Here is a 21,687-nt window from a genome sequence, read left to right on the forward strand (position 1 = left end):
TAAATCGTTTCTTCATGCTGCCTCCGTATGGGGCAGACTCTACATCATTGCCGTACTAATCTCGGGGAGCAGGTCACTGCCAAGACTGGAGCGCTCCATGACACCAGACGATCTCGCTTCGTGCCGGGATCAGGGCAACGCCTGGTCCCCAGCATCGATTGCCAAAGCCCAATGAACTGACATCAATTGGCAACGTACCGGTCGGACCTGCGCATAAGAAATACTCAAGGTTCTAACTGGAGACCGCAGCGGATCCGGGATATCTTGACCAATGCGGCTGGGAGCGGACTTACTCTACCCATGAGCCGGTGGAAAACCTTCAAAGAATAATAGGTGTCCCGTCAATGAAATATCTAAGAACTTTTCATTCTTGGCATCTCCCTTTGCCCTTGCCCATCCTAGGCTCTCCCACATGCTTGAATCTCTTGTAGAACTTGGTATTTTCCTGGGAATGCCAGCTATTTTGGTCGGTATTTCTGCTTCAGTTGCGTGGTCTCAGTTAACGAGGCCCTGGCTGTTTCTTGTTGTATGTTTGCTCGTACTTTATGCGCTCTATCTCGCAATTTTTTACTTCGCCGCTCCAGCCAGTGTCATCTCGATGGATTCGATTGTCCGGACCGATAATCTGCAGGCCAGCGGTCACAGTACCATCACTACAGCGCTAGAGAAAAAAGTTAGGTTTAGTCTCCTACGGGTATAAAGTCAACCAATTATCCTATTTTTGGTCGCAGCGCTTCCGACACTGTGGCTTGCTGCCAAGATATGTCGGAAATAATCAAGGAGCCATGGTCTGTCACTGGCCGGCTATCGTCACCCAGCATTACAGATATATGATTTCACGCCACGTTAAAATTTGAAGAGCTTTGCGCTGCATAATAGGCTAGGGCCGGCCATCCAATATCCTCTAAGCCAGCTATTTTTGGCATTATCGAACCGGGCTTCAAAATGAAATCAAAACGCTTCAAGGCAGCTTCCTTTTTGCCGATCAATGGCGTCGCGCTGAATTCCGATATTTCATCAGTTACTCTTAATGATCAAGGCTACCTCGTGGTCATTCTTGCTTGCTTCAAAAGCGAAAATACCGTCAGTGGCCTTAGAATTTCCTTTCCCCCGCCCATAGAAGGATTCCGCCTTTTGGACGAATTGGCTTTACATCGCTACGTACGTTCCAAAGAATTTCCTCACGGCAGCCACCTCATCGAGGTGCTCGAAGGCGGCTGGTTATCGGAAGAATGTGAGCTCCAAGAATTGGAGCTTGAAATGCGTGAATGGATGGTGGTTTCAGGCAATGGATGTTTGAGTGTCTTTTGCTCTGGGGTTCCTCAATGCTCTAAAATCAATTGGGAGTTTAGGAAAGACTGACTGCAATCGGCCAAAAACGGACATCTGATTCTTCAAATCGAGATTTGAAAATGCCATCCTTACCGACCCGTTCGAGTCAGCTCATTGGCGAAGTCATTGCACTGGGCCCCGCTCCTTTATTAAAATCCTTGGGCTTTCGTAGGAAAGCTCATCACTTCTTTCGTGTAGCAGCAGATGCTACTTGCCATGTCAGCTTTCAATCAAGCCAGTGGAATTCACCAGACGGCAGTAGCTTTACCCTGAATCTTTGGACATATTTGCCCGCGCTTGCAATTGCAAGCGGCGAAGTCCCTATTGTCGAACCTGCAAAGCAGAGAATTGGACATTGTGGGACTCGGATCGGTCACCTGCTTCCACGGCAAGAGGACTATTGGTGGAAAATCAGTGATCCGTCTGAAGTGCCACAAATAGCTGACGAGGTTCGCTCTGCTGTTGAAAAATATGCTATTCCGTATCTTGAAAAGGCCATCACTCTTCAAGGTGTTTCGGAGCTTAGCGGATGCCATCCTGGAGTTCGTTCTTTCCCTACCCATTCCAAAGCCAATGCTTTGCGTTTGCTTGGTCGAGAACAAGAAGCTATTGCAGTCGAGCATGCGCTGGACTTGCAAAAAACTTGAGGATCTGACGAGAAAAATGAACCTCACAAGGTCAGCTTCCGACTTGGAGGGAACCTGGTAGACAACCCGTACCATCATTCAAATGGTTCCATGAAGAATCCATCCTTGGCGTCCATATCTGCTCTAACGATATTCGCCATCGACCTTGGAATATTGATGCTGCTGGACCAAATGGATTTGGAAACCATTTTGATAATGGTCCATCCTTTGTTCTGTGCAGCAGTAGCAGCAGCGCTTATTTGGCGCAAGCTTTCATGTCCTTGGATCTATTTTGTTTCTACCGTTGTGGCAAGTTACGCTTGCCACTTCATCTTGGACTCATATCTCGGAATTTTCTCCAAGCCTGAACCGCGGGATGGAGAGCATTATCAGATAGTTGGAGAGCCTGGTGTGCTTGTCCTTGGCTTGTCCTTAGCACGTTCAATATCTGGCCGTTCTGCCTATTTTTAATTGTGGTCATTTTTCTGGCCTATCTGATTTTCCGTGCCTTATCCAGAAGGGCGGTTCAAAGATGATTGCCTTGTCACAAAACGGTAGGTTTGCGATTGACCAGATGTTGATCAACCAATTTGATAGCGAGCATGTAGTTATGATTTCCTCCCCCCCCCTTAGCGAAGTGGGTTATCACCAATCTCATTGGTATTGGTATCTATTTGGCACTCGCTTCTCGGCTTTGGCCCGCTAGTGGCGAAGAAAATACTCCGGGAGGTCCAGGAGATGCTTTTTTCTGCTTCTTCGTCATTTGGCCACTCCTGCTGTTTTTTCTGTCCGCCAATCTCATGATGCTCTTTCGGGTTATTCGGCGGTCAAGCGGGCGAAGATCTGTCATCGTTTTATGGATCGTGATGGCACTTTTTTGGATCGCTACAGTTCTGATTGATCACAGTCAGGGCGTGCGTCTAATTTCACCCGAGTATACGTAAGTACTAACGCCTGAACTCAGCCAGAAGAAGACAAAATAACCGTCGTTGGCAATGGGGCCGTAATGGTCGTGGCTAACCAGGATTACTAAAAATGAAAAGTTATCGCCCGTCCATCACGACACTGATTCTCTCTGCGCTCATACTTTTTTCATCTGCCTACGCACAGAATTTTCCAATAAAACCAGCAGCCTTTAATGGCAGATTTGAAGGATATCCAAATGCCTGTATTTCCTTTGAGCGCCAGCGGATAGAGGCCGAAATACAAGTTCTTGCCACAAATCATGAACCGGCGCTTGCCTCTCGTCTGGCGCATGAAATGCTATGCGGAGACAATTATCAATCCTACAAGTACGTAATTTCGCATACTGCCGAAACAATCCGTAGTGTAGACACTGAAAGATATGATGAGCATGGGCACTTTGCAGCAGTTCAGGTGGCCGGAGCCGCTATTGTTCTTGCGAGGAGAAAAGCTTGGAATGTTCATGTCTCAGGTCTATACGCAGGAGGAATTGGGATTGAATTCTCCGATGGTGGACCGTGCATTTCCAACTTTGAGATAGGTAGACCGTCAACGCATTGGGTAATTGTCGCTGCTGGCGTTATATGCGATTAGGTCCATATTTACAGGCAGCCATGTCTGCTACCGGCCGAGGCTGTGTAAAAACGTAAACATTGGAAAATTCATGGGTAGGGAGACCCTTCCCGACATCGAGAAAATTGAATGCAGGCCGATCTGAGAGGTCAATTTTTCGATTGATTAAGAATTCCTACGTTTTTACACGGCCTCGGCCAGAAGCAGAATTCCTATATCCATGAGCCGGTAGAAAACCTGAAAAACAGTAGGGGACTCGTCGGGATCTTGTCGAAATCGGGACCCAGAATGGGTTGGCGTATGCGCAGTACACACGCCATCAAAAGCAGTAAAGGGCTCTGCTAAGGGTATTTAGCGAGATCTTCACTACTCGGCCGGAGAATTTCCCGGAACGCGTAAAGCTCGATCCCATGCAGCTTGCACCACCGACCCTCCAAATTTTTCAACGATGAGCGACTTGGATCAACCCATGTCCAATCATTGATTGTCGTCCCTGTGCGCCCGGAGGATAGTGGGCCATGCAGGCAGGCACAACAGTTGACCAACGCAGCAAAACGGTCATCACCCTGCCCTCGCATCCCGTTGATCCCCCCCGAGGAGTGCATATGACGCAAATGATGAAAGCGGCCGTCGTCCGCGAATTCGGCAAGCCCTTGTCCATCGAGGAAGTCCCCGTTCCCACACCCGGCCCAGGCCAGATCCTGGTCAAGTTCGAGGCCAGCGGCGTCTGCCACACCGACCTGCACGCCGCCCATGGCGACTGGCCCGTCAAGCCCACCCCACCCTTCATCCCCGGCCACGAAGGTACCGGCTATGTCGCCGCGCTGGGCGCGGGCGTCAAGCGCGTCAAGGAAGGTGACCGCGTCGGCGTGCCCTGGCTGCACACGGCCTGCGGCTGCTGCTCACCCTGCCGCACCGGCTGGGAAACCCTGTGCGCCGAACAGCAGAACACCGGCTACTCCGTCAATGGCAGCTTCGCGCAATATGGCCTGGCCGATCCCAACTTCGTCGGCCATCTGCCGGCCGGCCTGGAGTTCGGCCCGGCCGCTCCGGTGCTGTGCGCGGGCGTGACCGTCTACAAGGGCTTGAAGGAAACCGAGGTGCGCCCCGGTGAATGGGTGGTGATTTCCGGCATCGGCGGCCTGGGCCACATGGCGGTGCAATACGCCAAGGCCATGGGCATGCACGTGGTCGCCGCCGACATCCACGAAGACAAGCTGGCGCTGGCCAAGAAGCTGGGCGCGGACCTCACTGTCGATGGCCGCGACATCAATGCCGTGGCCGACGTCCAGCGCATCATCGGCGGCGCCCATGGTGCGCTGGTGACGGCGGTCTCGCCCAAGGCGATGGAACAGGCCTTCGGCTTCCTGCGCGCACGCGGCACCATGGCCCTGGTCGGTCTGCCGCCGGGCGACATCAGCCTGCCGGTGTTCAATACGGTATTGAAGCGCATCACCGTGCGGGGCTCCATCGTTGGCACCCGCCAGGACCTGGAAGAGTCACTGGTCTTCGCCGCCGAGGGCAAGGTCGCGGCGCACTTCACCTGGGACAAGCTGGATAACATCAATGCCATCTTCGCCCGCATGGAAGAAGGCAAGATCGATGGTCGCATCGTGCTGGACCTGAAGTAGCCACATACGTGGCAGACAGGAAAATGGCGACACACCTCAGTGCGTCGCCATTTTCATGGGCCCTCTCCAGATTCAGGCGGAGGGTTCTTCCCAGGGCTGCCACTGCCAAATGCCGGCATGCCGCTATCCTACCAATACCCCAACACCTTCCACCACGCCGTCCCGACGGTCGCGAACACCAGTAGTTCCACCACCGCCATCACCAGCCCCACGCCCCACCACTTGCCCATGGAGACGTAGCCGCTACCGAAGATGATGGGCGAGGTGCCGGTGGCGTAGTGCGTCAGCGTCATCATGATGGCCGAGCCGGCGGTCATCATCAGCATGAAGGGCAGCACGTACTGCTGCGGCAGCAGTTGCGCTCCCACCATCAGGAAGGCCAGCAGCATGGCGCTGATGTGGGCGGTGGTACTGGCAAAGAAATAGTGCGACAGCACGAACACCAGCAGCAACACCGCCGCGACCGCGAACCAGCCCATGCCGCTGGCGACGATGGCCGCTTTCATGCCCTCCGAGAACCAGGCCACCACGCCGGTCTTGTTCAACTGCTCGGCCAGCATCACCAGCGCACCGAACCAGACCAGGGTGTCCCAGGCGCTCTTTTCGGAAAGCACGTCATCCCAGTCGATGGTGCCGGTGATGATCAGCACGAACAGGCCGACAAAGGCCACCACCGTCGGGTCCAGCGTGAAGGCCGCACCCAGCAGCATGGCCGGCACATTGGCCCACAGCAGCAGCAACAGGGCGAAGGTCCCCAGCATGACCTTTTCACTGGCACCCAGGCGGCCCATCTTGTCCAGTTCGCCGCGGGCGTAGTCCACCGCATTGGGCGTGGACTTCAGCTCCGGCGGCGAGACCAGGTAGATCACCATGGGCATGATCAGCAGGCACACCAGACCGGGCAGCAGCATGCACAGTGCCCAGGTGGTCCAGGACAGTTGCAGCGCCTGGCCGGTCGCCTTGGCGACGTAGTTGACCACCAGCGGATTGGGCGCGGTGGCGGTAAGGAACATGGCCGAGGTGATCGGATTGGCGTGATAGTTGACCAGGGCCAGGTAGCTGCCGACCTTGTTCTGCGTGCCCTTGGCCGGGTCGGAGTCAAAGGCATTGGCGATCGACTTCATGATGGGGTGGACGATGCCGCCGCCACGCGCGGTATTGCTGGGGGTGAAGGGTGCCAGCACCAGTTCGCAGATGGCCAGCCCGTAGCCGATGCCGATGGTGCGCCGGCCCAGCAGGGCAATGAACATCAGGCCCACGCGCCGTCCCAGACCGGTCTTCTTCAGGCCGCGCGAGATCAGGATCGCCACCACGATGAGCCAGATCAGCGGATTGGAAAAGCTGGCCAACGCATCCGCAATGGCACCCTTGGAAGAGGTCGAGGTGACCTGCGAGAGCGAGACGATGACGATGGCCATCATCGCCATCACGCCGATGGGCATGACCTTGAGAATGATGGCCACGATGGTGGTGAGGAAGATCGCCACCAGCGCCCAGGCCTTGGGCGCAAGACCCTGCGGACAAGGCAGCAGCAACAGCAGGATCAGCACAGCCGTGGTGATCAGGGCGGGGACCAGCCGGAACGGCACGGCCTCGTTGAAGTAGTTGAAAGTAGCTTTGAGTCTGGCAAACATCGCGTCATCCCTGGAGTGGAAAAGCAGGATGGCCGCGCGGCATCACCGTGGCGACCATCGTGGCGCCAGTATAGTCACGCGACCGCCCGGGCTGGTCCGCTCATTGCCGACGAATTGATCTGTGCCAGCTAAGCAGCGGATTTCGCCGCCTTCCATTCCTGCTGCGCCTTCTTCAGTCGCGTCACGCCCGCCACGATCTCCTCGGGCTGGGCATTGGCGAAAGACAAGCGCCAGTGTCCGGCGTCCGCCGCGCTGGCGTAGAAGGCCGAGCCCGGTACATACATCACGTTGTGCCTGACCGCCTGCTGCAGCAGGGCCGTGGCATCGGTGCCATCCTTCCAGCTGGCCCAGATGAACATGCCGCCTTCCGGCGCGATCAGGTCCAGGCTGTCGCCGAACGCCTCTTTCAGCGAGGCCAGCATGATCCCGCAACGTTCGCGATAGGTGGCGATGATGGTGGGCAGATGCGCCTGCAGGCAACCGGCCTGCAGGTAACGGGCCGCGACCATCTGCATCCACGGCGCGGTGCACAGGTCGCCGGTCTGCTTGGCGATGACGGCGCGGCGCAGGATTTCCGCCGGGCCGCACATCCAGCCGATGCGCAGACCCGGTGCCACCGTCTTGGACAGGCTGGACAGATAGACCAGCCAGTCGCTGGCGCCCTCGATCTCCTGCGCCACCTGCAGCAGCGGCGGTTCTGCCTGGCCGGAGAAACGGAGTTCTCCGTAGGGATCGTCTTCCACCACGATGAACTGGTAGCGCACCGCCAGTGACAGCAGATGCCGCCGGCGCGCCAGCGGCAAGGTGGCACCGGTGGGATTGGCGAAGGTCGGCACCAGATACAGCATCTTCGGCCGGGCGCCGGCCTGCAGCGCGGCTTCCAGGGCATCGGTGTCCATCCCCTGGGCGTCGCCGGGAATTTCCAGCAGGTCGGCATGCGCCAGTCGCAAGGCCTGGATCGCGGCCGGATAGCAGGGACGTTCGATGGCCACGCAGTCACCTGCCTGCAGCAGGATGCGCAACAGCAGTTCGAAACCCTGCTGGGAGCCGGTGGTCACGATCAGCTCGCCCGGATCGGCGCCGCCGATGCGCTCGCGGGTGAGCTGCTTCAGCGTCTGCGTCAACACCGCCGTGCCTTCGGTAGCACCATATTGCAGGCAGGCCGCAGCGGCACTATCGAGCAAGGTGGCAGCACTGCGCGCAAGTCCGGCGGCATCGAACAGGGACGGTGCCGGATAGCCACCGGCAAAGGAAATCATGCCGGGCTGCTGGGTGTACTTGAACAACTCGCGGATAGGCGAACCCTGCGGCGTCTCGAAGGCGGGATTGAAGCGGTAGGCGGCTGTCATGATGTGCGCAGCAAAATGTGAAGAAAAAAGGACGAGCGCGGCCAGCGCGGGATGTGCGGGATGCGCGGCGCCGCGTGGTTCTTCAGGAATATGAATAAAGCTTCTACGGTGGCTGTAGCTGCAGCCCAAAGAGAAAAGAGCAGCAAAGAAGAGAAAAGGCCAGCGGGGGCTCCAGGCGGAGCCCCGTCGCGTCAGCCGATCACTGCTCGATCATGCGGTTCCAGCGGTTGTTCCATTCGGAACGCTTTTCGTTGACCACATCCCAATCGACGGTATTGAGGTTCTTGGTCAGCACCTCGCTCTTGCCCAGCTTGGCTTGAGCAGCTTCCGACAGCGGCACGTTGCGGTTGACCGGAATGGAATTGGCCAGCGCCATGCTCTTGGCCTGCACGGCCGGGGTCAGCAGGTATTCCAGCAGCTTCTGCGCCAGTTCCGGCTCGCTGTTGCCCTTGATGGGGCAGGCGCCGGTCATCAGCAGCACGCCACCTTCCTTGGGTGTGGCGAATTCGGCGGGGATGCCCTTGTCCTTCAGGTTGGCAATGCCGGTCACGGTCAGCGGGAAGATCGCTGCTTCGTTGGTCTGCACCATCTCGGAAATCTTGGCCGAGCTGGACAGGTATTCGACCACGTTCGGGCCGACCGTGCTGCCCCACTTCTTGAAGCCGGGGTCGACGTTCTTGTCGGTGCCGCCCACCAGACGGTTGAACATCATGAAGCCATACAGGCCGAAGGTGCTGGCAGAGATGGACTGGAACACCACCTTCTGCTTGTACTTGGGATCGGCGAAGTCCATCCACGAGGTCGGTGCCGGCCAGCCCTTTTCGGCGAACAGCTTCTTGTTGTAGCCGATGCCCAGTACGCCCATCTCGATGGCCACGGCCTGGTCATTGGCCAGGCGTGCGAAGGGGTAGACATCCTTGAGCACGGCGGCGTCCTTGACCTTTTCGCACAGGCTCATGTTGATGGCACGGTACATGATGCCGTCGTCCAGGAAGGCCACGTGCATCTGCGGCTTGTCGCGCTGTGCCTGCATCTTGGCGATGATGTCCGAGGAAGTGCCGGGCACCACCACCACCTTGACGTTGTTGGCCTTCTCGAAGTCCGGGAAGATCGAGGCGGTGTAGTTCTTTTCCATCGTGCCGCCGTTCATGCCGACGTAAATGGTCTTGCTTTGCGCCTGCGCGCCGGAGGCGGCCATCAGGGTCGCGCCGATTGCACAGGTCACTGCCAGGGTCTTCATCTTCATTACTGCACTCCTTGCCGGTTTGCCGATGTGGGTCCCGCTTGCGCGGGTGTGGGTACGTGGGATGCCGCGCCGGTCCCTTGCCGGGCCGGCGTGGTTGCTGCTGTCGCTGCTGTCGCTATTGCTGCTGTTGACGCTGTTGCTGTTATTGCTGTTATCGCTTCAGGCCCTGCGCGGGCCGCCGTGGAGGGCGGCCGCCGGTGACTCAGTCGATATCGAACTTCACGCCCTGCGCCAGCGGCAGGGTCTTGCTGTAGTTGATGGTATTGGTGGCACGACGCATGTAGTTCTTCCAGGCGTCCGAGCCGGATTCGCGGCCGCCGCCGGTTTCCTTCTCGCCACCGAAGGCGCCACCGATCTCGGCACCGCTGGTGCCGATGTTGACGTTGGCCAGGCCGCAGTCGCTACCGACTGCGGAGACGAACAGTTCGGCCTCGCGCATGTCGTTGGTGAAGATGGCCGAGGACAGGCCCTGCGGCACGGCGTTGTTGAGCGCGATGGCGTCGGCCAGCTCTTCGTACTTGACGATGTAGAGGATGGGCGCGAAGGTCTCGTGATGCATGATGGCGGTCTGGCCGGGCATGACCACCACAGCCGGACGCACGTACCAGGATTGCTCGCCCATCACCGTCACGCGTTCGCCGCCGGTGACTTCGCCACCCTGGGCGCGCGCCTGCTGCAGCGCAGCCTGCATGGCATCGAAGGCGCCCTTGTCGATCAGCGGGCCGACCAGGGTGTCACCCTGCAGCGGATCGCCGACCTTGACGCTGGCGTAGATACGCTTGATCTGCGCCACCACCTGGTCATGGATGCTGCTGTGGACAAACAGGCGGCGCAGGCTGGTGCAACGCTGTCCGGCCGTGCCCACGGCGGAGAAAGTGATGGCGCGCAGCGCCAGGTTGAGGTCGGCCGAGGGCGCGACGATCATGGCATTGTTGCCGCCCAGTTCCAGCAGGCTGCGACCCAGGCGCTCGGCCACCACGGTGGCGACCTTGCGGCCCATGCGCACGCTGCCGGTGGCGCTCACCAGCGGCACCAGCGTCGAACGCGACAGGCTCTCGCCCAGGTCGGCGCCGCCGATCAGCAAGGGGCACAGGCCGGCCGGAACCAGGTTGGGACGCTGCGCCGAAAAGCGCGCGACCGCCTTCTCGAAGATGGCCTGTACCGCCAGCGCGGTGACGGGCGTCTTTTCCGACGGCTTCCACACCACGGCATTGCCGGCGACCAGGGCCAGCGCGGCATTCCAGGCCCACACCGCGACCGGGAAGTTGAAGGCGGTGATCACGCCCACCACACCCAGCGGATGCCAGGTTTCCATCATGCGGTGACCGGGACGCTCGGAGGCGATGGTCAGGCCATGCAGCTGGCGCGACAGGCCCACGGCGAAGTCGCAGATATCGATCATTTCCTGCACCTCGCCCAGTCCTTCGGAGAGGATCTTGCCGGCTTCCTGGGTCACCAGCGCGCCCAGTTCCTCGCGATGCTCGCGCAGCACTTCACCCAGCACGCGCACCAGTTCGCCACGCACCGGGGCCGGTACTTCGCGCCAGGCCAGGAAGGCCTTGTGCGCGCCGGCGATGGCGGCCTCGGCGTCGGCCGGCGTCTGCGCCTTGAGTTGCGCGATGACCTCGCCATCACGCGGCGAACGGATCACCAGATCGTTGCCGGCATAGGCCGCGAGGTCAGCACCCAGAGTGGAGAAGATGCGTGGAGAAGACATGGAATTCCCTTGAAAAGTGGAGTGGGATGGGTCTGGAACGGTGGAGTATAAGGACAGCCAGGACAATTCTTAAAACCAAAAAATTTCACGACATCATGAGTTTTTGGAATGCACCGTCGTGGCGCGCGATAATCCGCGAGGATGCGCGAGGATGGTGCGGCGCATCACGGGCATTTACGCCGAGAGCCTTTCTGATAGTGGGATAGCGCCCTGCCGGCCAGAACCCGGCCAGCCCTGCCCGGACGCCCTGCGCAACCTGGGCGTCCTCTCTCCCGGCTCAGGCCTTGCGACCGTCGGCCATGAGTTTTAGTCAGCCTGGAGATCAAATGGCCCGCAGCCATGCGCACCGAAGCAATGCAGGGCCGGCGCCGACGCCGGGGCTCAACCGCCCTGGGCTTCGCCCAGCAGCCATTCGCGGAATTTCAGGATGGCGGCCTTGCCGGCGTTCTTCTCGGGATAGACGAGGTAATAGGATTGCGGACTCTTGACCGCGAAGGGGAAAGGCACATGCAACTGGCCCAGGCTGATCTCGGTCTCGACCATGAACTTGGGCATCAAGGCCACGCCCATGCCGGCGACAGCCGCCTGGATGACCATCGCCAGTTGCTCGAAACGCGGCCCCGACAAGGCATTGGGGCAGTCCACGCCGACATGGCGGAACCAGTCCTGCCAGGCCTGCGGGCGTGTCGTGTGCTGCAGCAGGGTGACGTTGGCCAGGTCTTCGACCGCGTGGATGCGCTCGCTCAAGGCCTTGCTGCACACCGGCACCACCTCTTCGCCCATCAGCCGCACCATCACCGTATCGGGCCAGTCGGGTTCACCGAAGTGGATGGCGGCATCCACCTGGCGGGTACTGAAATCGAAGGGCAAGACCTCGGTACTGAGGTTAAGCAGCACATCCGGATGGGCGGCGGAAAACTTGGCCAGGCGCGGGATTAGCCACTTCACGCCGAAGGTCGGCAGGATGGCCAGGTTCAGCACGCTGGCCAGGCTGTTGTAGGTCATCACCTGGAAGGTCGCCATCTCGATCTGCTTGAGGATGGTAGAGACCTGGGCCGCGTAGTCGCGCCCGGCCTCGGTGAGGATGAGTCGGCGGTTGATGCGCTCGAAGAGCTTGACGTTGAGGTAGTCCTCCAGGATCGCCACCTGCCGGCTCACCGCCCCCTGCGTCATGTGCAATTCGTTGGCCGCCTTGGTAAACGACATGTGCCGCGCCGAGGTATCAAAGGCGATCAGGCATGACGTTGACGGGATGAAACGGCGCATGGGACGGGTTCCGCTCGGTAAATGACCCCGCACTATAGCAAAAGCCGCCCCCTCCCCTCCAGCGTGACCGGCCCCGCTCATGCCAGTGGCAGCAGCGCTGGCTGCAGCGCCGCCGGGCGGGACGGACTCATGCAAAACGCGTATTGCCCAGCAGGCAGTCCGGATCGAACACCGGCTGCACCCGCGCCGCCAGCGCGCGTTGCGCGGGCTGGGTGTAGCGCTGGTAGTAGTGCTGGTTGAATGGCCCGATGCCATGCTCCGCACTGAAGCTGCCCTGGTAGCGCTGCACCACCAGGTCATACAGGGCGGTGCGCAGGGCCTCGATACGTTCAGCCGGGAATTGCGGCTGTGCGGCGGGGGCGATGGCCAGGTTGAAGTGCACGCCACCGTCACCCCAGTGACCGAAGTCATACACGTCGGCACCCGCGAAATCCCGCTCCACCAGCGCCAGTGCCTCGGCACGGAAGGCCGGCAGGCGCGAGCGCGAGACCGAGATATCGAAGGCCACGATCTTGCCCTCCTGCTTGACGCTGTCGCTGATGGCGTGGCGCAGGCGCCAGAGGGTATCGGGCTTGTCGACCACGGCATCGACGATGGCGTCGTCGAAATGGCGCTCCAGCCAGGCCATGAAGAGCTTGTCCAGATCGAAGTGCTCGCCTGCTTCAGCCGATGAACTGACTTCGACCAGCAAGGCATAGTCCGGCAACGGATCGAAAGGTGCGGCGACCTGTGGCAGATGGCGCAGCACCGAGGCCAGCGCATTGCGGGAAATGCCTTCGAAGGCAGTCAGGAAATCGGCGAACTGCGCCTGGGCATCCTGCAGCAGGCGCAGACCGGCCTCCAGCGACGCAGGCACCACCAGTGCCGTGGCACGCTGGCGCGGCAGCGGATGGGCGCGCAACACCGCCTGGGTGACGATGCCGTAGCTGCCGGCGGTACCGATGAAGAGTTGCTTCCAGTCGGGGCCGGTATTGTTCTTGTGCAGGCGATTGCCCATTTCCAGCAGTTCGCCGGGGGGCTGCATCAGCAGGGCCTGCAGGCCCAGTGTGTTGTGGCGCACATCGCCGTAGCGGATCAGGCGTGCGCCACCGGTATTGGCGGCCAGCATGCCGCCCACCGACGGGTCCGCGCCGAGATCGATGGGAAAGCACAGCCCATGCGGCGCCAGCGCCTGGTTCAGGTCCGACAGCCGGGTACCGGCCCAGGCCTGGATCACGCCATCGACGGGATCGATATCGATCACGCCGCGGATGCGTTCCATGCTGAGGATCACCTGCAGGCCGGAATCATCCGGGGAAGCCGCGCCGACCAGCCCGGTATTGGCACCCTGCGGCACCAGCCGCACACCCTCGGCGGCGCACAGGCGAATCAGCTCGGCGGCCTGGGCCACATCGGCGGGACGCGCCACGCACAGGGCCTGGCCGGCGCCATAGCGCGGGCCATGTTCATAGGGCGTACGTTCGGCGGCGGCAGTGATCAGGCCGCTGCCGCCCAGCAACGACTGCAGCTGCTTCAGCGCCCGTTCAGCAGACACTGCCTGCCTCGTCGCCGGCCGGTACCGCTGCGGTCATCTTGAAGATGCCCTGGGCGTTGCCGCTGTCGAAGGTCAAGTCCAGCTTGCGCTGGCCGGCCTCGTCCAGGTAGTGGTCGCGCGAGATGAATTCGTAGAAGGAACCGGGCACCGTCATGGCAACCGGCTGGCCATCGTCGCCTTGCATCTGGTAATCGACCTTGACGGCGCGGAAGGCGGTCTGGCGCACGCGGCCATTGCGCGAGACCTCGACCTGATCCTTGATCGGCCGTCCCAGCTGGCGCTGGCGCTCGGCCGTGGCGACCACGTCGCCCACGCGGTCGGTGGCGTGGTTGAAGGCATTGCCTTCGGTGGAGATCCAGGCCATCTCGGCGGACTCGGCCTTGAGGGTTTCGTATTGCGCCACGGTGGGCAGGTCATGGTGACGGGCGAAGCAGGCCAGCATGGCGGGAAGCAGGCGCTTGGCCTGGTCCAGGGCCAGCTTGCCCTGCGCTTCCAGCTGCGCCAGCAGCGCCAGCACCTCATCGGAGAGCGGGTTGCGCGAGCTGGCCAGCACTGCCTCTACGGTCTGCTGGAACTGCGGCGAGAACTGCTCGGGATGCAGTTCGCTGACGAAGAACTGGGCGATGTTCTCGGCGTCATCGGCGTGGGTATAGACACGGCCGGTCATCTTGATGCGGGCCAGCGGATAGGTACCGCTCTGCTGGTAACCCAGCGGCAGCAAGACCTTGGTGAACAGGGTTTCGCCATCGGGGAAGCCGCTGTCGCGACCACGCCGTACGGTGCGCACGGCACCGTGGTCGAAACAGATCTTCACACCGTCGCGCTCGGCGTCGTCCACATAGTCGCGGCCGCTGGCGACCTGCTGCAGCAATTGTTCGAAGAGCAGCATGTTCAGTGCCTGCGCCAGCTCCAGGCGCGACACCTCCTGCCCGGCTGGCTTCAGGGTGGATACCGGGACCTCCAGCCGCACGAACTGACGCTGGACAATGGCTTGATCACCGTAATGGGAAAGCAGGAGTTGGTAGAGGTTGCTGTCTTGCGCGGAAGTCGTCATTTGCTTGCCTTTGACCATGGGACAATGAGATAGCCTCATGGTAACGGCAGCGCAGGGAAGGAATAAAACGATAATTTCTGAGGTATGCCCGCTTTTTTCTCATGCAAACGGCGTATTGCAGCCGGGCAGCGATGAAAAAACATGCCAATGTCGATCACGATGCCGAGCAGATGCCTGACCTGTCCATTGACGACCGTCCCGCAAGTCAAAGTCACGGTGCATCCTGCGATTGTCGGCATCGTTCCTTTCCTTTGACCTGTTCTACGTGCAGCCGGAAAACCCCTCCATGACTGCACGGCGCCGGCGCGGGCTTGCGCCCGCCGTGCCCCCCGACACGGCACCGACGGGAAACGGCAGGCCTAATGTATTACAAGCGAGGCGATTTGATTAGCCGTCGTTTTGCGAAGGAACTCATTAACACAGCTTAACAATTGCGGCGCAGTGCGGCTCTGGCGGCGGACTGCAGGGATTGGGCCAAATCAGTGAGCACACTGTTTAGTCATGGACCTCTAATCAATTTTCCCGGGATGTAATACATTGGCGCCTCGCACGGCTCACTTGCCGGCCCGCAAGCAATCGTCCGGTCGCTGCCCGCAGAGGTTCCGGCAGCCCGGCTTACCCGGCTTACCCGGCCTTCCGGCCCCTCACCGCCCCACCGCTTTTCATCACCCGCAGCCAATCGATGACCCACCTGAAGAAAATCCATGTCAAGCAGCTCAGTCCCGGAATGTATTTCTCAGGTTTTGACGGTGCATGGATCACCTCCCCCTTCTGGCGCGCCAGTTTCCTGATCCGCTCTGCTGGCGAAGTGCATCTGGCGCAGCAGACCGGGCAGGAGTATTGCTGGATCGACACCGAGAAAGGCTGCCAGCCGCCGCCCGAACCTACCTCACAGGAGCCCTGCGCGCAGACACCCGCCAGCGCAGCCCCGCCCGAGGAAGCCGGTATCGATCCGGACCTGGCCGACGCCTTGCAGCTCTACGAAAAGGCAAGGCAGATCACGCAGGAAGTCTTCAATCAGGCGCGCCTGGGCAAGTCACTCGACGTGCAGAAATGCAAGGAACTGGTGGAACAGATCGCCGTCTCGGTGGCCCACCACGGCGATGCCTTGCTGGGCATCATTCGCCTCAAACGCGCTGACGAGTACACCTACCTGCATTCGATCGCGGTCTGCACCATGATGGTGGCCCTGGCACGCACGCTGGGCCTGGACGACACGGCCTGCCGCCAGGCCGGCCTGGCGGGCTACCTGCACGACATCGGCAAGGCCTTCATTCCGCTCGAACTGCTCAACAAACCCGATCGCCTGACCGACCAGGAATACAAGGCCATCCAGCGTCACCCGGCGCTGGGCCACGCCTACCTGAGCGGTCTGGTGGGCATACCGGATGACGTGCTCGATGTCTGCCTGCATCACCACGAGAAGATCGATGGCTCCGGCTATCCCGATCGTCGGCAGGGCCCGCAGATCAGCCTGTATGCGCGCATGGCCGCAGTCTGCGATGTGTATGACGCGGTGACCTCGCATCGTCCCTACAAGAGCGCCTGGGACCCGGCCGAATCGCTCTCGCGCATGGCCTCGTGGCAGGGACATTTCGACCGCACCATTTTCCTGGCCTTCGTCAAGACGCTGGGTATCTACCCGCTGGGCTCCATCGTCACCCTGCAATCGGGGCGCACGGGACTGGTGATCCGCCAGAATCGCCGAGACCTGACACGCCCGGTGGTCAAGGCCTTCAGCACCACCAGCACGATGGAAGTGCTGGAACACGAGATCATCGATCTGTCTGCCGCTGGCCAGACCGACACCATCGTCGAACGCAGCGGCCAGGACTGGCTCAGGAGCCACGGCCTGGCCATCGGTTCACTCCAGGCCATGCTGGCGGTATCGGACGCCGCGGCGTCTACACAGGCGACCAATGACGCGGCAGGTCAGCCAGGGCCGGACTTGCCCGCATCGACCGGATGGCGCCGCCTGAAATAGGCGCGGATCTGCTCGATGCAGGCGAGGATCTTCTGCGGGACAGGTGCCCGGTGCTTGGTGGTGAGGAAGGCACTGTAACTTTCCAGTGACCAATCCGGCAGCAGCACCACCAGCCGCCCGGCATCGAGATCCTCCTGCACCTTGCTGCGCAGCAGGCGCGCCACGCCATGGCCTTGCACGGCCAGACGTCGCAGCGAGCGCGCATGATTGGCCGTAATGTGCGGTGTCAGGCGCATCTGCATGCACTGCCCGCCGCGATCGCGCAGGGCAACTTCCACGCTGGCACCGTGCGGCGTGAAGAAGAGGAATTGCTGGTGCATCAGGTCTTCGGGCGTCCTGATCGGTGCGCGCGCCTGGAGATAGGAAGGTGCGGCGCACAGGACCGCCTCCAGCTGCGTGAGGTAGACATCCTCGGCGCCGGGCGCCTTGCCTACGCGCAACGCCAGATCCACGCTCTTGTCCATGAGATCGACGTTATGGTCATTGACGTCGATGTGGATGCGCAGCCGGGGATGCTCGTGGATGAAACTCTCCAGGGCCGGCACCAGGTACTCGGAAGCCATGAAGCTGGAAGCAGCGATACGCAACTCCCCGACCAGTTCATTGTGCAGGCTCTCGGTATTGAGCCTGGCCTCGTCCGCCAGGGCCACGATGCGCGCGCAATTGGCGTAGAAGGCTTGCCCCGCCTCGGTCAGGCTGAGCTTGCGAGTGGTCCGATGCAGCAGGGTGGTACCGAGGATGGCCTCCAGCGCACTGATGTGCTGGCTCACCGAAGACGAGGTCAGCCCCAGCTCGCGGGCCGCCTTGGAAAAGGCGCCCAGCTCCACCACCCGGGAAAAGATCACCATGCGCGGCAGGTAGTCCATCGCGTTGTTTTTCATCTTGCGCTGTCGTTGTCGTATGTCGGTTCCGGGTCCGGGCACTACTGGCCGATGACCTATTGTCGGGACCGACTATAGCCGCTCCCGGAAGTCATACAACTTGGAAGCTGGGCGCAAGAAATGGTTTAATTTCCAGTTTGGCAAGACAGGTATTTTCAGGTAATGGACGCCCGCCTGAAGTGGCAGCGTCAACCTGGGCGCAGCGTCCTACCAGAGCCAGGACGCCAGTTGTACCTCCAGCGAGCGTTTTGACATGGCGCCGCCGAAGGACTTGACCACGTTGCCCTCGACGAACACCTTCAACTCAGGAATCGCCGTGACGCCATAACGTTGTGCGAGAGCAGGGCATTGATCGACGTCGACCTTGTAGACCACCAGTTTTTCCTGATGCTCCCCCGCAATGGCGTCCAGATTCGGCGCAATGCTGCGACATGGCGCACACCACGGCGCCCAGAAGCCGACCAGGACCGGTCTGCCGCTATGCAGTACATCCCGCTCGAAGTGTTCTACCGTCGTATGCCTGGCGCTCATGGAATGACTCCTACGCTGTGATAGCACTAAGGGCCGATACAGATGAAAAAGAGGAAAGTAGATTGCCATGATGGCAATCCACCTTCCTGAAAGGGACTACCCACGTCCCCTTACCTGGCTATCCGATCAATGGCAAACTCCGCAGCTCGGCGTTGGCCTCCAGCACGAAACCCGCCACCGCGCCGGCCAGCTGCTGCGACTGTTGCTTGAGGGAGATGGATGTGGCTGAGGACTCTTCCACCAGGGCCACGTTCTGCTGGGTCGAGTGATCGATCTCCTGGACCGCCTGGCTGATATCGGCAATGGCCATGTCCTGCTCGCGCGAGGAACGCAGGATTTCTTCGGTGATCTCGCTCACGCGCCGTACCTCGGCCACGATCTCGGTCATGGTCGATCCGGCGTTCTGCGCCAGCCGGGCGCCGTTTTCGATCATGCCGACCGAATTGACGATGAGTACCTTGATCTCCTTGGCAGCATCGGCGGAACGACGTGCCAGCGAACGCACTTCCGACGCCACCACTGCAAACCCGCGCCCCTGCTCACCGGCCCGCGCTGCCTCCACTGCGGCGTTGAGTGCGAGGATATTGGTCTGGAAAGCAATACCGTCAATGAGTCCAATGATCTCTGCGATCTGCTTGGAACTCTGATTGATGGCATCCATGGTATGAACCACTTCCCCCACCACGGTACCGCCTTGCTGCGCCACGCCACTGGCAGCGGACACCAGCGAGTGCGCCCGCGATGCAGCCTGGGTACTTTGACTCACGGCGACGGTTACCTCCTCCATGGCTGCGGCAGTCTGTTGCAGCCGCTCGGCGGTGAGCTCAGTACGACGCGACAGTTCGTCATTGCCATTGGCAATCTCTTGCGAAACATGGTCAATGTCGTTAGCCATGCCACGCAACCGCTGCACGATGGTCGCCAGTTGGCTCCGCATGGCAAACAGCGAGAACAGAACGCTTCCGCTGGTAATCTTCCCGACCTGCCCTGCCTGGCTCAGGTCACCATTGGCGACGGCTTCTGCGATTGCCGCCAAGGCCTCGGGTTCGGCCCCCAGGAAGCGTTGCACCAACCGCCCCATGACGATACGGGTGACGGCAAATGCCAGTACGACGATGACCACGGTGCTGCAGATCAGCCATAGCAGCAACTCGTTCAAGGCCTGCGAAGGAGGCGGATGCGGCAGATCCGACACCAGCCACCATCCCTTGCCGGCGGGTCCTGTGTGATCAAAACGGCTGGCGGCCTGGAAGCGCCCCAGATCGGCGCCCACATGCAGATAGGAAGCGGCACCACCGGCAGGATGCTGCACGTTTGCGGTAGTGACGCCCATGCGCGCCACTGCGGCACCTGCGCCATCATAGAGCGCTGCGCTCACATCCGTGGTGGGGCGCAGGATCACCGCCGACTTCATACTCAGCACCAACGTACCCAGATGCTTGCCGTCTCTGATGACCGGTACTGCCGCATCGACCTGTCCGTCTTGTAGTCGACCATAGAAGCGCACGTCATCGGCACTGAGGAACTGTTGTCGTATCGCCGGTGCCGGGGGAGCAGCCACCATGGTCCCGGCATCACGGGCGGCGGCGAAAAGCACGCGTCCGTCGGAAGCCATGAAGATGGCGCTGTCGTAGGCCGGGCGCACCCGCATCAACCCACGCAGATTGGTCTCACCGCGCGCCGCCCACTGGGCCTGGGTGCTCTGATCGGCGGGATCGATGCCCTCGTTGGCCAATGCCCTGAGTGCCCCCTGGAAAGGCGGGGTCATCACCACAAAGCGGGCATCAGAGGCAATCTGCGCCATCGCGCTGCGCGCCGCTTCCACCAGCATTTCCTGTTGCTGGCCCGCCCCTTGCAATGCCTTGCCACTCTCGGCCGAGTCGACCTGGAAAGCTGCAACCGCTCCGATTACAAGGGTGGAGGCCAGCGCCACCGAAAGCACCACCAGCATCAATTGGGTCTGGAATCTTAATCTCATCTCTACCTTTGCGTGAAAGGGCGGGACCGTCGCATGCGGTCATCGATCGGCCAGCCGCCCGGTCTGTGTGATCGCCCCGGTTACCACTTACTGGATATCGGAAAATGCGCACAGCAGCTTGCGCACCGCCATCAGAGGCGCCAGCAGGGCATCGCTGATTTCGTAGTCGGCTCGCAATGCCTCACTGGGATCGGCATAATCAAGGTAGGTGCGGCCATCGGCGGTTTCCCAGATCACCACTTTCAATGGCAATTCCAGTGCAGCACGCGGGTTACTGAGCATGATGGGTGTTCCCAGCGCTGGATTGCCGAACAACAGTACGCGGGTGGGACGCAAGGACAGGCCCTTGTGCGCAGCAGCGGCTTGCTGGTCGATATCGGCAAAGAGCGTGAGGCCGCGATCACGCAGCAATGAGATCAGCAGGCCATGGGTTTTCTTGAAATCCAGCCGGCTGCGGATCGACAATACGTTGGCCGGGGCGTAGCACACCCCCTCGAGTCGGGCATTCATAAGTAGCAGTTCAGAAAGTGTTAAGCGGAATCTTCAGGTAACGGATGCCGTTGTCGCCTGCAGCCGGTAGCTCGCCGGCATGCATATTGACCTGCAGCGCGGGGATGATCAGTTGCGGGAGGGACAACGTGGCATCGCGCCGGGTTCGCATGCGCACAAAGTCGGCCAGTTCGACACCATCACGCAGGTGGATATTGCGTTCGCGCTGCTCCTGCACGGTGGTATGCCAGACCGGCGCACGTCCATCAGGCGGATAGTCATGGCACATGTAAAGCACAGTCTGCGGTGGCAGTGCCAGCAGCTTGCGCACCGAGCGATACAGTAGCTGCGCGTCTCCTCCAGGGAAATCACACCGCGCCGAACCGATGTCGGGCATGAACAGGGTATCGCCCACGAAAACGGCCTGCTCGCCAATGCGGTAGGCCAGGTCGGCTGGCGTATGACCTGGCACCGATATGACCTCGGCGTTCAGCCGTCCGATCAGAAAACGCTCCCCATCCTCGAAGAGGTGATCGAAGTCCGTCGCCTGCAAGGATGCCGGCGCCAGATCGAAGGCGTGCGAAAACGTCTGCCTGACATCGGCGATGCGAGCACTCATGGCAATCTTCCCGCCCAGGGACTGCCGCAGGTAGGCGGCAGCAGAGAGGTGATCAGCATGCACATGGGTCTCCAGATGCCATTGCACCTGCAAGCCGCCTTGCCTGACGTAGTCAGCGATCTGATCGGCGCCGGCAGCAGAGGTGCGGCCGGAGCGTTGATCGTAGCCGAGCACTGAATCGATGATGGCGCATGCTACGCCACCCTCTTCGTGGACGACATAGCTGAAGGTCCCGGTGGTGGCATCGAAGAAAGCTTCTATCCGTGGTGTCATCTCATTG

General features: G+C 60.6%; 19 protein-coding genes. 6 read left to right on the forward strand and 13 right to left on the reverse strand.

Annotated elements, in window-relative coordinates; all coding sequences use genetic code 11:
• Positions 1 to 945: 945 nt before the first annotated feature.
• From BTM36_RS27875 to adhP, 5 genes are all read left to right on the forward strand, one after another.
• Positions 946 to 1,362, forward strand: a complete 417-nt coding sequence (locus BTM36_RS27875) for a hypothetical protein (RefSeq protein WP_139347181.1) — start codon at positions 946 to 948, stop codon at positions 1,360 to 1,362.
• Positions 1,363 to 1,412: 50 nt separating this feature from the next.
• On the forward strand, positions 1,413 to 1,979 hold the full coding sequence (locus BTM36_RS17590; protein ID WP_077237307.1) for a DUF4304 domain-containing protein: 567 nt from the start codon (positions 1,413 to 1,415) through the stop codon (positions 1,977 to 1,979).
• Between the two features lie 90 nt (positions 1,980 to 2,069).
• On the forward strand, positions 2,070 to 2,429 hold the full coding sequence (locus BTM36_RS27880) for a hypothetical protein (protein ID WP_139347182.1): 360 nt from the start codon (positions 2,070 to 2,072) through the stop codon (positions 2,427 to 2,429).
• Between the two features lie 564 nt (positions 2,430 to 2,993).
• Positions 2,994 to 3,515: a hypothetical protein gene (locus BTM36_RS27885; RefSeq protein ID WP_139347183.1), complete on the forward strand. Its 522-nt coding sequence runs from the start codon at positions 2,994 to 2,996 to the stop codon at positions 3,513 to 3,515.
• A gap of 584 nt (positions 3,516 to 4,099) precedes the next feature.
• Complete coding sequence (gene adhP / locus BTM36_RS17595) at positions 4,100 to 5,125, forward strand: alcohol dehydrogenase AdhP (protein ID WP_006464951.1); 1,026 nt, start codon at positions 4,100 to 4,102, stop codon at positions 5,123 to 5,125.
• Between the two features lie 128 nt (positions 5,126 to 5,253).
• Here adhP and BTM36_RS17600 read toward each other — a convergent pair whose 3' ends face one another.
• From BTM36_RS17600 to BTM36_RS27890, 8 genes are all read right to left on the reverse strand, one after another.
• The gene (locus BTM36_RS17600; RefSeq protein ID WP_077237308.1) at positions 5,254 to 6,759 is read right to left on the reverse strand and encodes a DASS family sodium-coupled anion symporter; all 1,506 of its coding nucleotides are present in this window, start codon (positions 6,757 to 6,759) and stop codon (positions 5,254 to 5,256) included.
• A gap of 128 nt (positions 6,760 to 6,887) precedes the next feature.
• Entirely contained in the window at positions 6,888 to 8,108 is a 1,221-nt protein-coding gene (locus BTM36_RS17605; RefSeq protein ID WP_077237309.1) for a PLP-dependent aminotransferase family protein, read from the reverse strand.
• A gap of 199 nt (positions 8,109 to 8,307) precedes the next feature.
• A complete protein-coding gene (locus BTM36_RS17610; protein WP_006464956.1) occupies positions 8,308 to 9,354 on the reverse strand; it encodes an ABC transporter substrate-binding protein in 1,047 nt (348 codons plus the stop codon).
• Between the two features lie 202 nt (positions 9,355 to 9,556).
• A complete protein-coding gene (locus BTM36_RS17615) occupies positions 9,557 to 11,071 on the reverse strand; it encodes an aldehyde dehydrogenase family protein (RefSeq protein WP_077237310.1) in 1,515 nt (504 codons plus the stop codon).
• 381 nt (positions 11,072 to 11,452) lie between these two features.
• Positions 11,453 to 12,337 (reverse strand): transcriptional regulator GcvA, encoded by an 885-nt coding sequence (gcvA, locus tag BTM36_RS17620; RefSeq protein ID WP_039876716.1) that lies wholly within the window; start codon positions 12,335 to 12,337, stop codon positions 11,453 to 11,455.
• Between the two features lie 127 nt (positions 12,338 to 12,464).
• Positions 12,465 to 13,871 (reverse strand): FAD-binding oxidoreductase, encoded by a 1,407-nt coding sequence (locus BTM36_RS17625; RefSeq protein ID WP_077237311.1) that lies wholly within the window; start codon positions 13,869 to 13,871, stop codon positions 12,465 to 12,467.
• On the reverse strand, positions 13,861 to 14,925 hold the full coding sequence (locus BTM36_RS17630; RefSeq protein WP_168189796.1) for a DUF1338 domain-containing protein: 1,065 nt from the start codon (positions 14,923 to 14,925) through the stop codon (positions 13,861 to 13,863). Before BTM36_RS17630 ends, BTM36_RS17625 begins: the two co-directional genes overlap by 11 nt.
• A 35-nt stretch (positions 14,926 to 14,960) precedes the next feature.
• Positions 14,961 to 15,164, reverse strand: a complete 204-nt coding sequence (locus BTM36_RS27890; protein WP_139347184.1) for a hypothetical protein — start codon at positions 15,162 to 15,164, stop codon at positions 14,961 to 14,963.
• A 443-nt stretch (positions 15,165 to 15,607) separates the two neighbouring features.
• On the opposite strand from BTM36_RS27890, the gene BTM36_RS17635 reads away from it, so the two are divergent.
• Positions 15,608 to 16,909 carry an HD-GYP domain-containing protein gene (locus tag BTM36_RS17635; RefSeq protein WP_077237313.1) on the forward strand — a complete coding sequence of 434 codons (1,302 nt, stop codon included), beginning with the start codon at positions 15,608 to 15,610 and terminating at the stop codon, positions 16,907 to 16,909.
• Here the strand turns inward: BTM36_RS17635 and BTM36_RS17640 are convergent.
• The 5 genes from BTM36_RS17640 to BTM36_RS17660 all read right to left on the reverse strand — a co-directional run bounded on the left by BTM36_RS17640 (position 16,858) and on the right by BTM36_RS17660 (position 21,680).
• Entirely contained in the window at positions 16,858 to 17,790 is a 933-nt protein-coding gene (locus tag BTM36_RS17640) for a LysR family transcriptional regulator (protein ID WP_174616874.1), read from the reverse strand. The genes BTM36_RS17635 and BTM36_RS17640 overlap by 52 nt on opposite strands.
• A gap of 207 nt (positions 17,791 to 17,997) precedes the next feature.
• Positions 17,998 to 18,321 carry a co-chaperone YbbN gene (locus BTM36_RS17645; protein WP_077237315.1) on the reverse strand — a complete coding sequence of 108 codons (324 nt, stop codon included), beginning with the start codon at positions 18,319 to 18,321 and terminating at the stop codon, positions 17,998 to 18,000.
• A 118-nt stretch (positions 18,322 to 18,439) separates the two neighbouring features.
• A complete protein-coding gene (locus tag BTM36_RS17650; protein ID WP_077237316.1) occupies positions 18,440 to 20,299 on the reverse strand; it encodes a methyl-accepting chemotaxis protein in 1,860 nt (619 codons plus the stop codon).
• 87 nt (positions 20,300 to 20,386) lie between these two features.
• Positions 20,387 to 20,809: a DUF302 domain-containing protein gene (locus BTM36_RS17655; RefSeq protein WP_077237317.1), complete on the reverse strand. Its 423-nt coding sequence runs from the start codon at positions 20,807 to 20,809 to the stop codon at positions 20,387 to 20,389.
• 10 nt (positions 20,810 to 20,819) lie between these two features.
• Positions 20,820 to 21,680, reverse strand: a complete 861-nt coding sequence (locus BTM36_RS17660; protein ID WP_077237460.1) for an MBL fold metallo-hydrolase — start codon at positions 21,678 to 21,680, stop codon at positions 20,820 to 20,822.
• Between the last annotated feature and the right edge of the window lie 7 nt (positions 21,681 to 21,687).

Origin of the sequence: Herbaspirillum sp. VT-16-41 (assembly GCF_001994935.1) — a bacterium.
GTDB lineage: Bacteria > Pseudomonadota > Gammaproteobacteria > Burkholderiales > Burkholderiaceae_D > Herbaspirillum > Herbaspirillum frisingense.

Excerpts from the sequence above, each read along its gene's own strand:
- BTM36_RS27875 (WP_139347181.1), top strand. The coding sequence starts at position 946 with ATGAAATCAAAACGCTTCAAGGCAGCTTCCTTTTTGCCGATCAATGGC.
- BTM36_RS17590 (WP_077237307.1), top strand. The coding sequence starts at position 1,413 with ATGCCATCCTTACCGACCCGTTCGAGTCAGCTCATTGGCGAAGTCATT.
- BTM36_RS27880 (WP_139347182.1), top strand. The coding sequence starts at position 2,070 with ATGAAGAATCCATCCTTGGCGTCCATATCTGCTCTAACGATATTCGCC.
- BTM36_RS27885 (WP_139347183.1), top strand. The coding sequence starts at position 2,994 with ATGAAAAGTTATCGCCCGTCCATCACGACACTGATTCTCTCTGCGCTC.
- adhP (WP_006464951.1), top strand. The coding sequence starts at position 4,100 with ATGACGCAAATGATGAAAGCGGCCGTCGTCCGCGAATTCGGCAAGCCC.
- BTM36_RS17600 (WP_077237308.1), bottom strand. The coding sequence starts at position 6,759 with ATGTTTGCCAGACTCAAAGCTACTTTCAACTACTTCAACGAGGCCGTG.
- BTM36_RS17605 (WP_077237309.1), bottom strand. The coding sequence starts at position 8,108 with ATGACAGCCGCCTACCGCTTCAATCCCGCCTTCGAGACGCCGCAGGGT.
- BTM36_RS17610 (WP_006464956.1), bottom strand. The coding sequence starts at position 9,354 with ATGAAGATGAAGACCCTGGCAGTGACCTGTGCAATCGGCGCGACCCTG.
- BTM36_RS17615 (WP_077237310.1), bottom strand. The coding sequence starts at position 11,071 with ATGTCTTCTCCACGCATCTTCTCCACTCTGGGTGCTGACCTCGCGGCC.
- gcvA (WP_039876716.1), bottom strand. The coding sequence starts at position 12,337 with ATGCGCCGTTTCATCCCGTCAACGTCATGCCTGATCGCCTTTGATACC.
- BTM36_RS17630 (WP_168189796.1), bottom strand. The coding sequence starts at position 14,925 with ATGACGACTTCCGCGCAAGACAGCAACCTCTACCAACTCCTGCTTTCC.
- BTM36_RS27890 (WP_139347184.1), bottom strand. The coding sequence starts at position 15,164 with ATGCCGACAATCGCAGGATGCACCGTGACTTTGACTTGCGGGACGGTC.
- BTM36_RS17635 (WP_077237313.1), top strand. The coding sequence starts at position 15,608 with ATGACCCACCTGAAGAAAATCCATGTCAAGCAGCTCAGTCCCGGAATG.
- BTM36_RS17640 (WP_174616874.1), bottom strand. The coding sequence starts at position 17,790 with ATGAAAAACAACGCGATGGACTACCTGCCGCGCATGGTGATCTTTTCC.
- BTM36_RS17645 (WP_077237315.1), bottom strand. The coding sequence starts at position 18,321 with ATGAGCGCCAGGCATACGACGGTAGAACACTTCGAGCGGGATGTACTG.
- BTM36_RS17650 (WP_077237316.1), bottom strand. The coding sequence starts at position 20,299 with ATGAGATTAAGATTCCAGACCCAATTGATGCTGGTGGTGCTTTCGGTG.
- BTM36_RS17655 (WP_077237317.1), bottom strand. The coding sequence starts at position 20,809 with ATGAATGCCCGACTCGAGGGGGTGTGCTACGCCCCGGCCAACGTATTG.
- BTM36_RS17660 (WP_077237460.1), bottom strand. The coding sequence starts at position 21,680 with ATGACACCACGGATAGAAGCTTTCTTCGATGCCACCACCGGGACCTTC.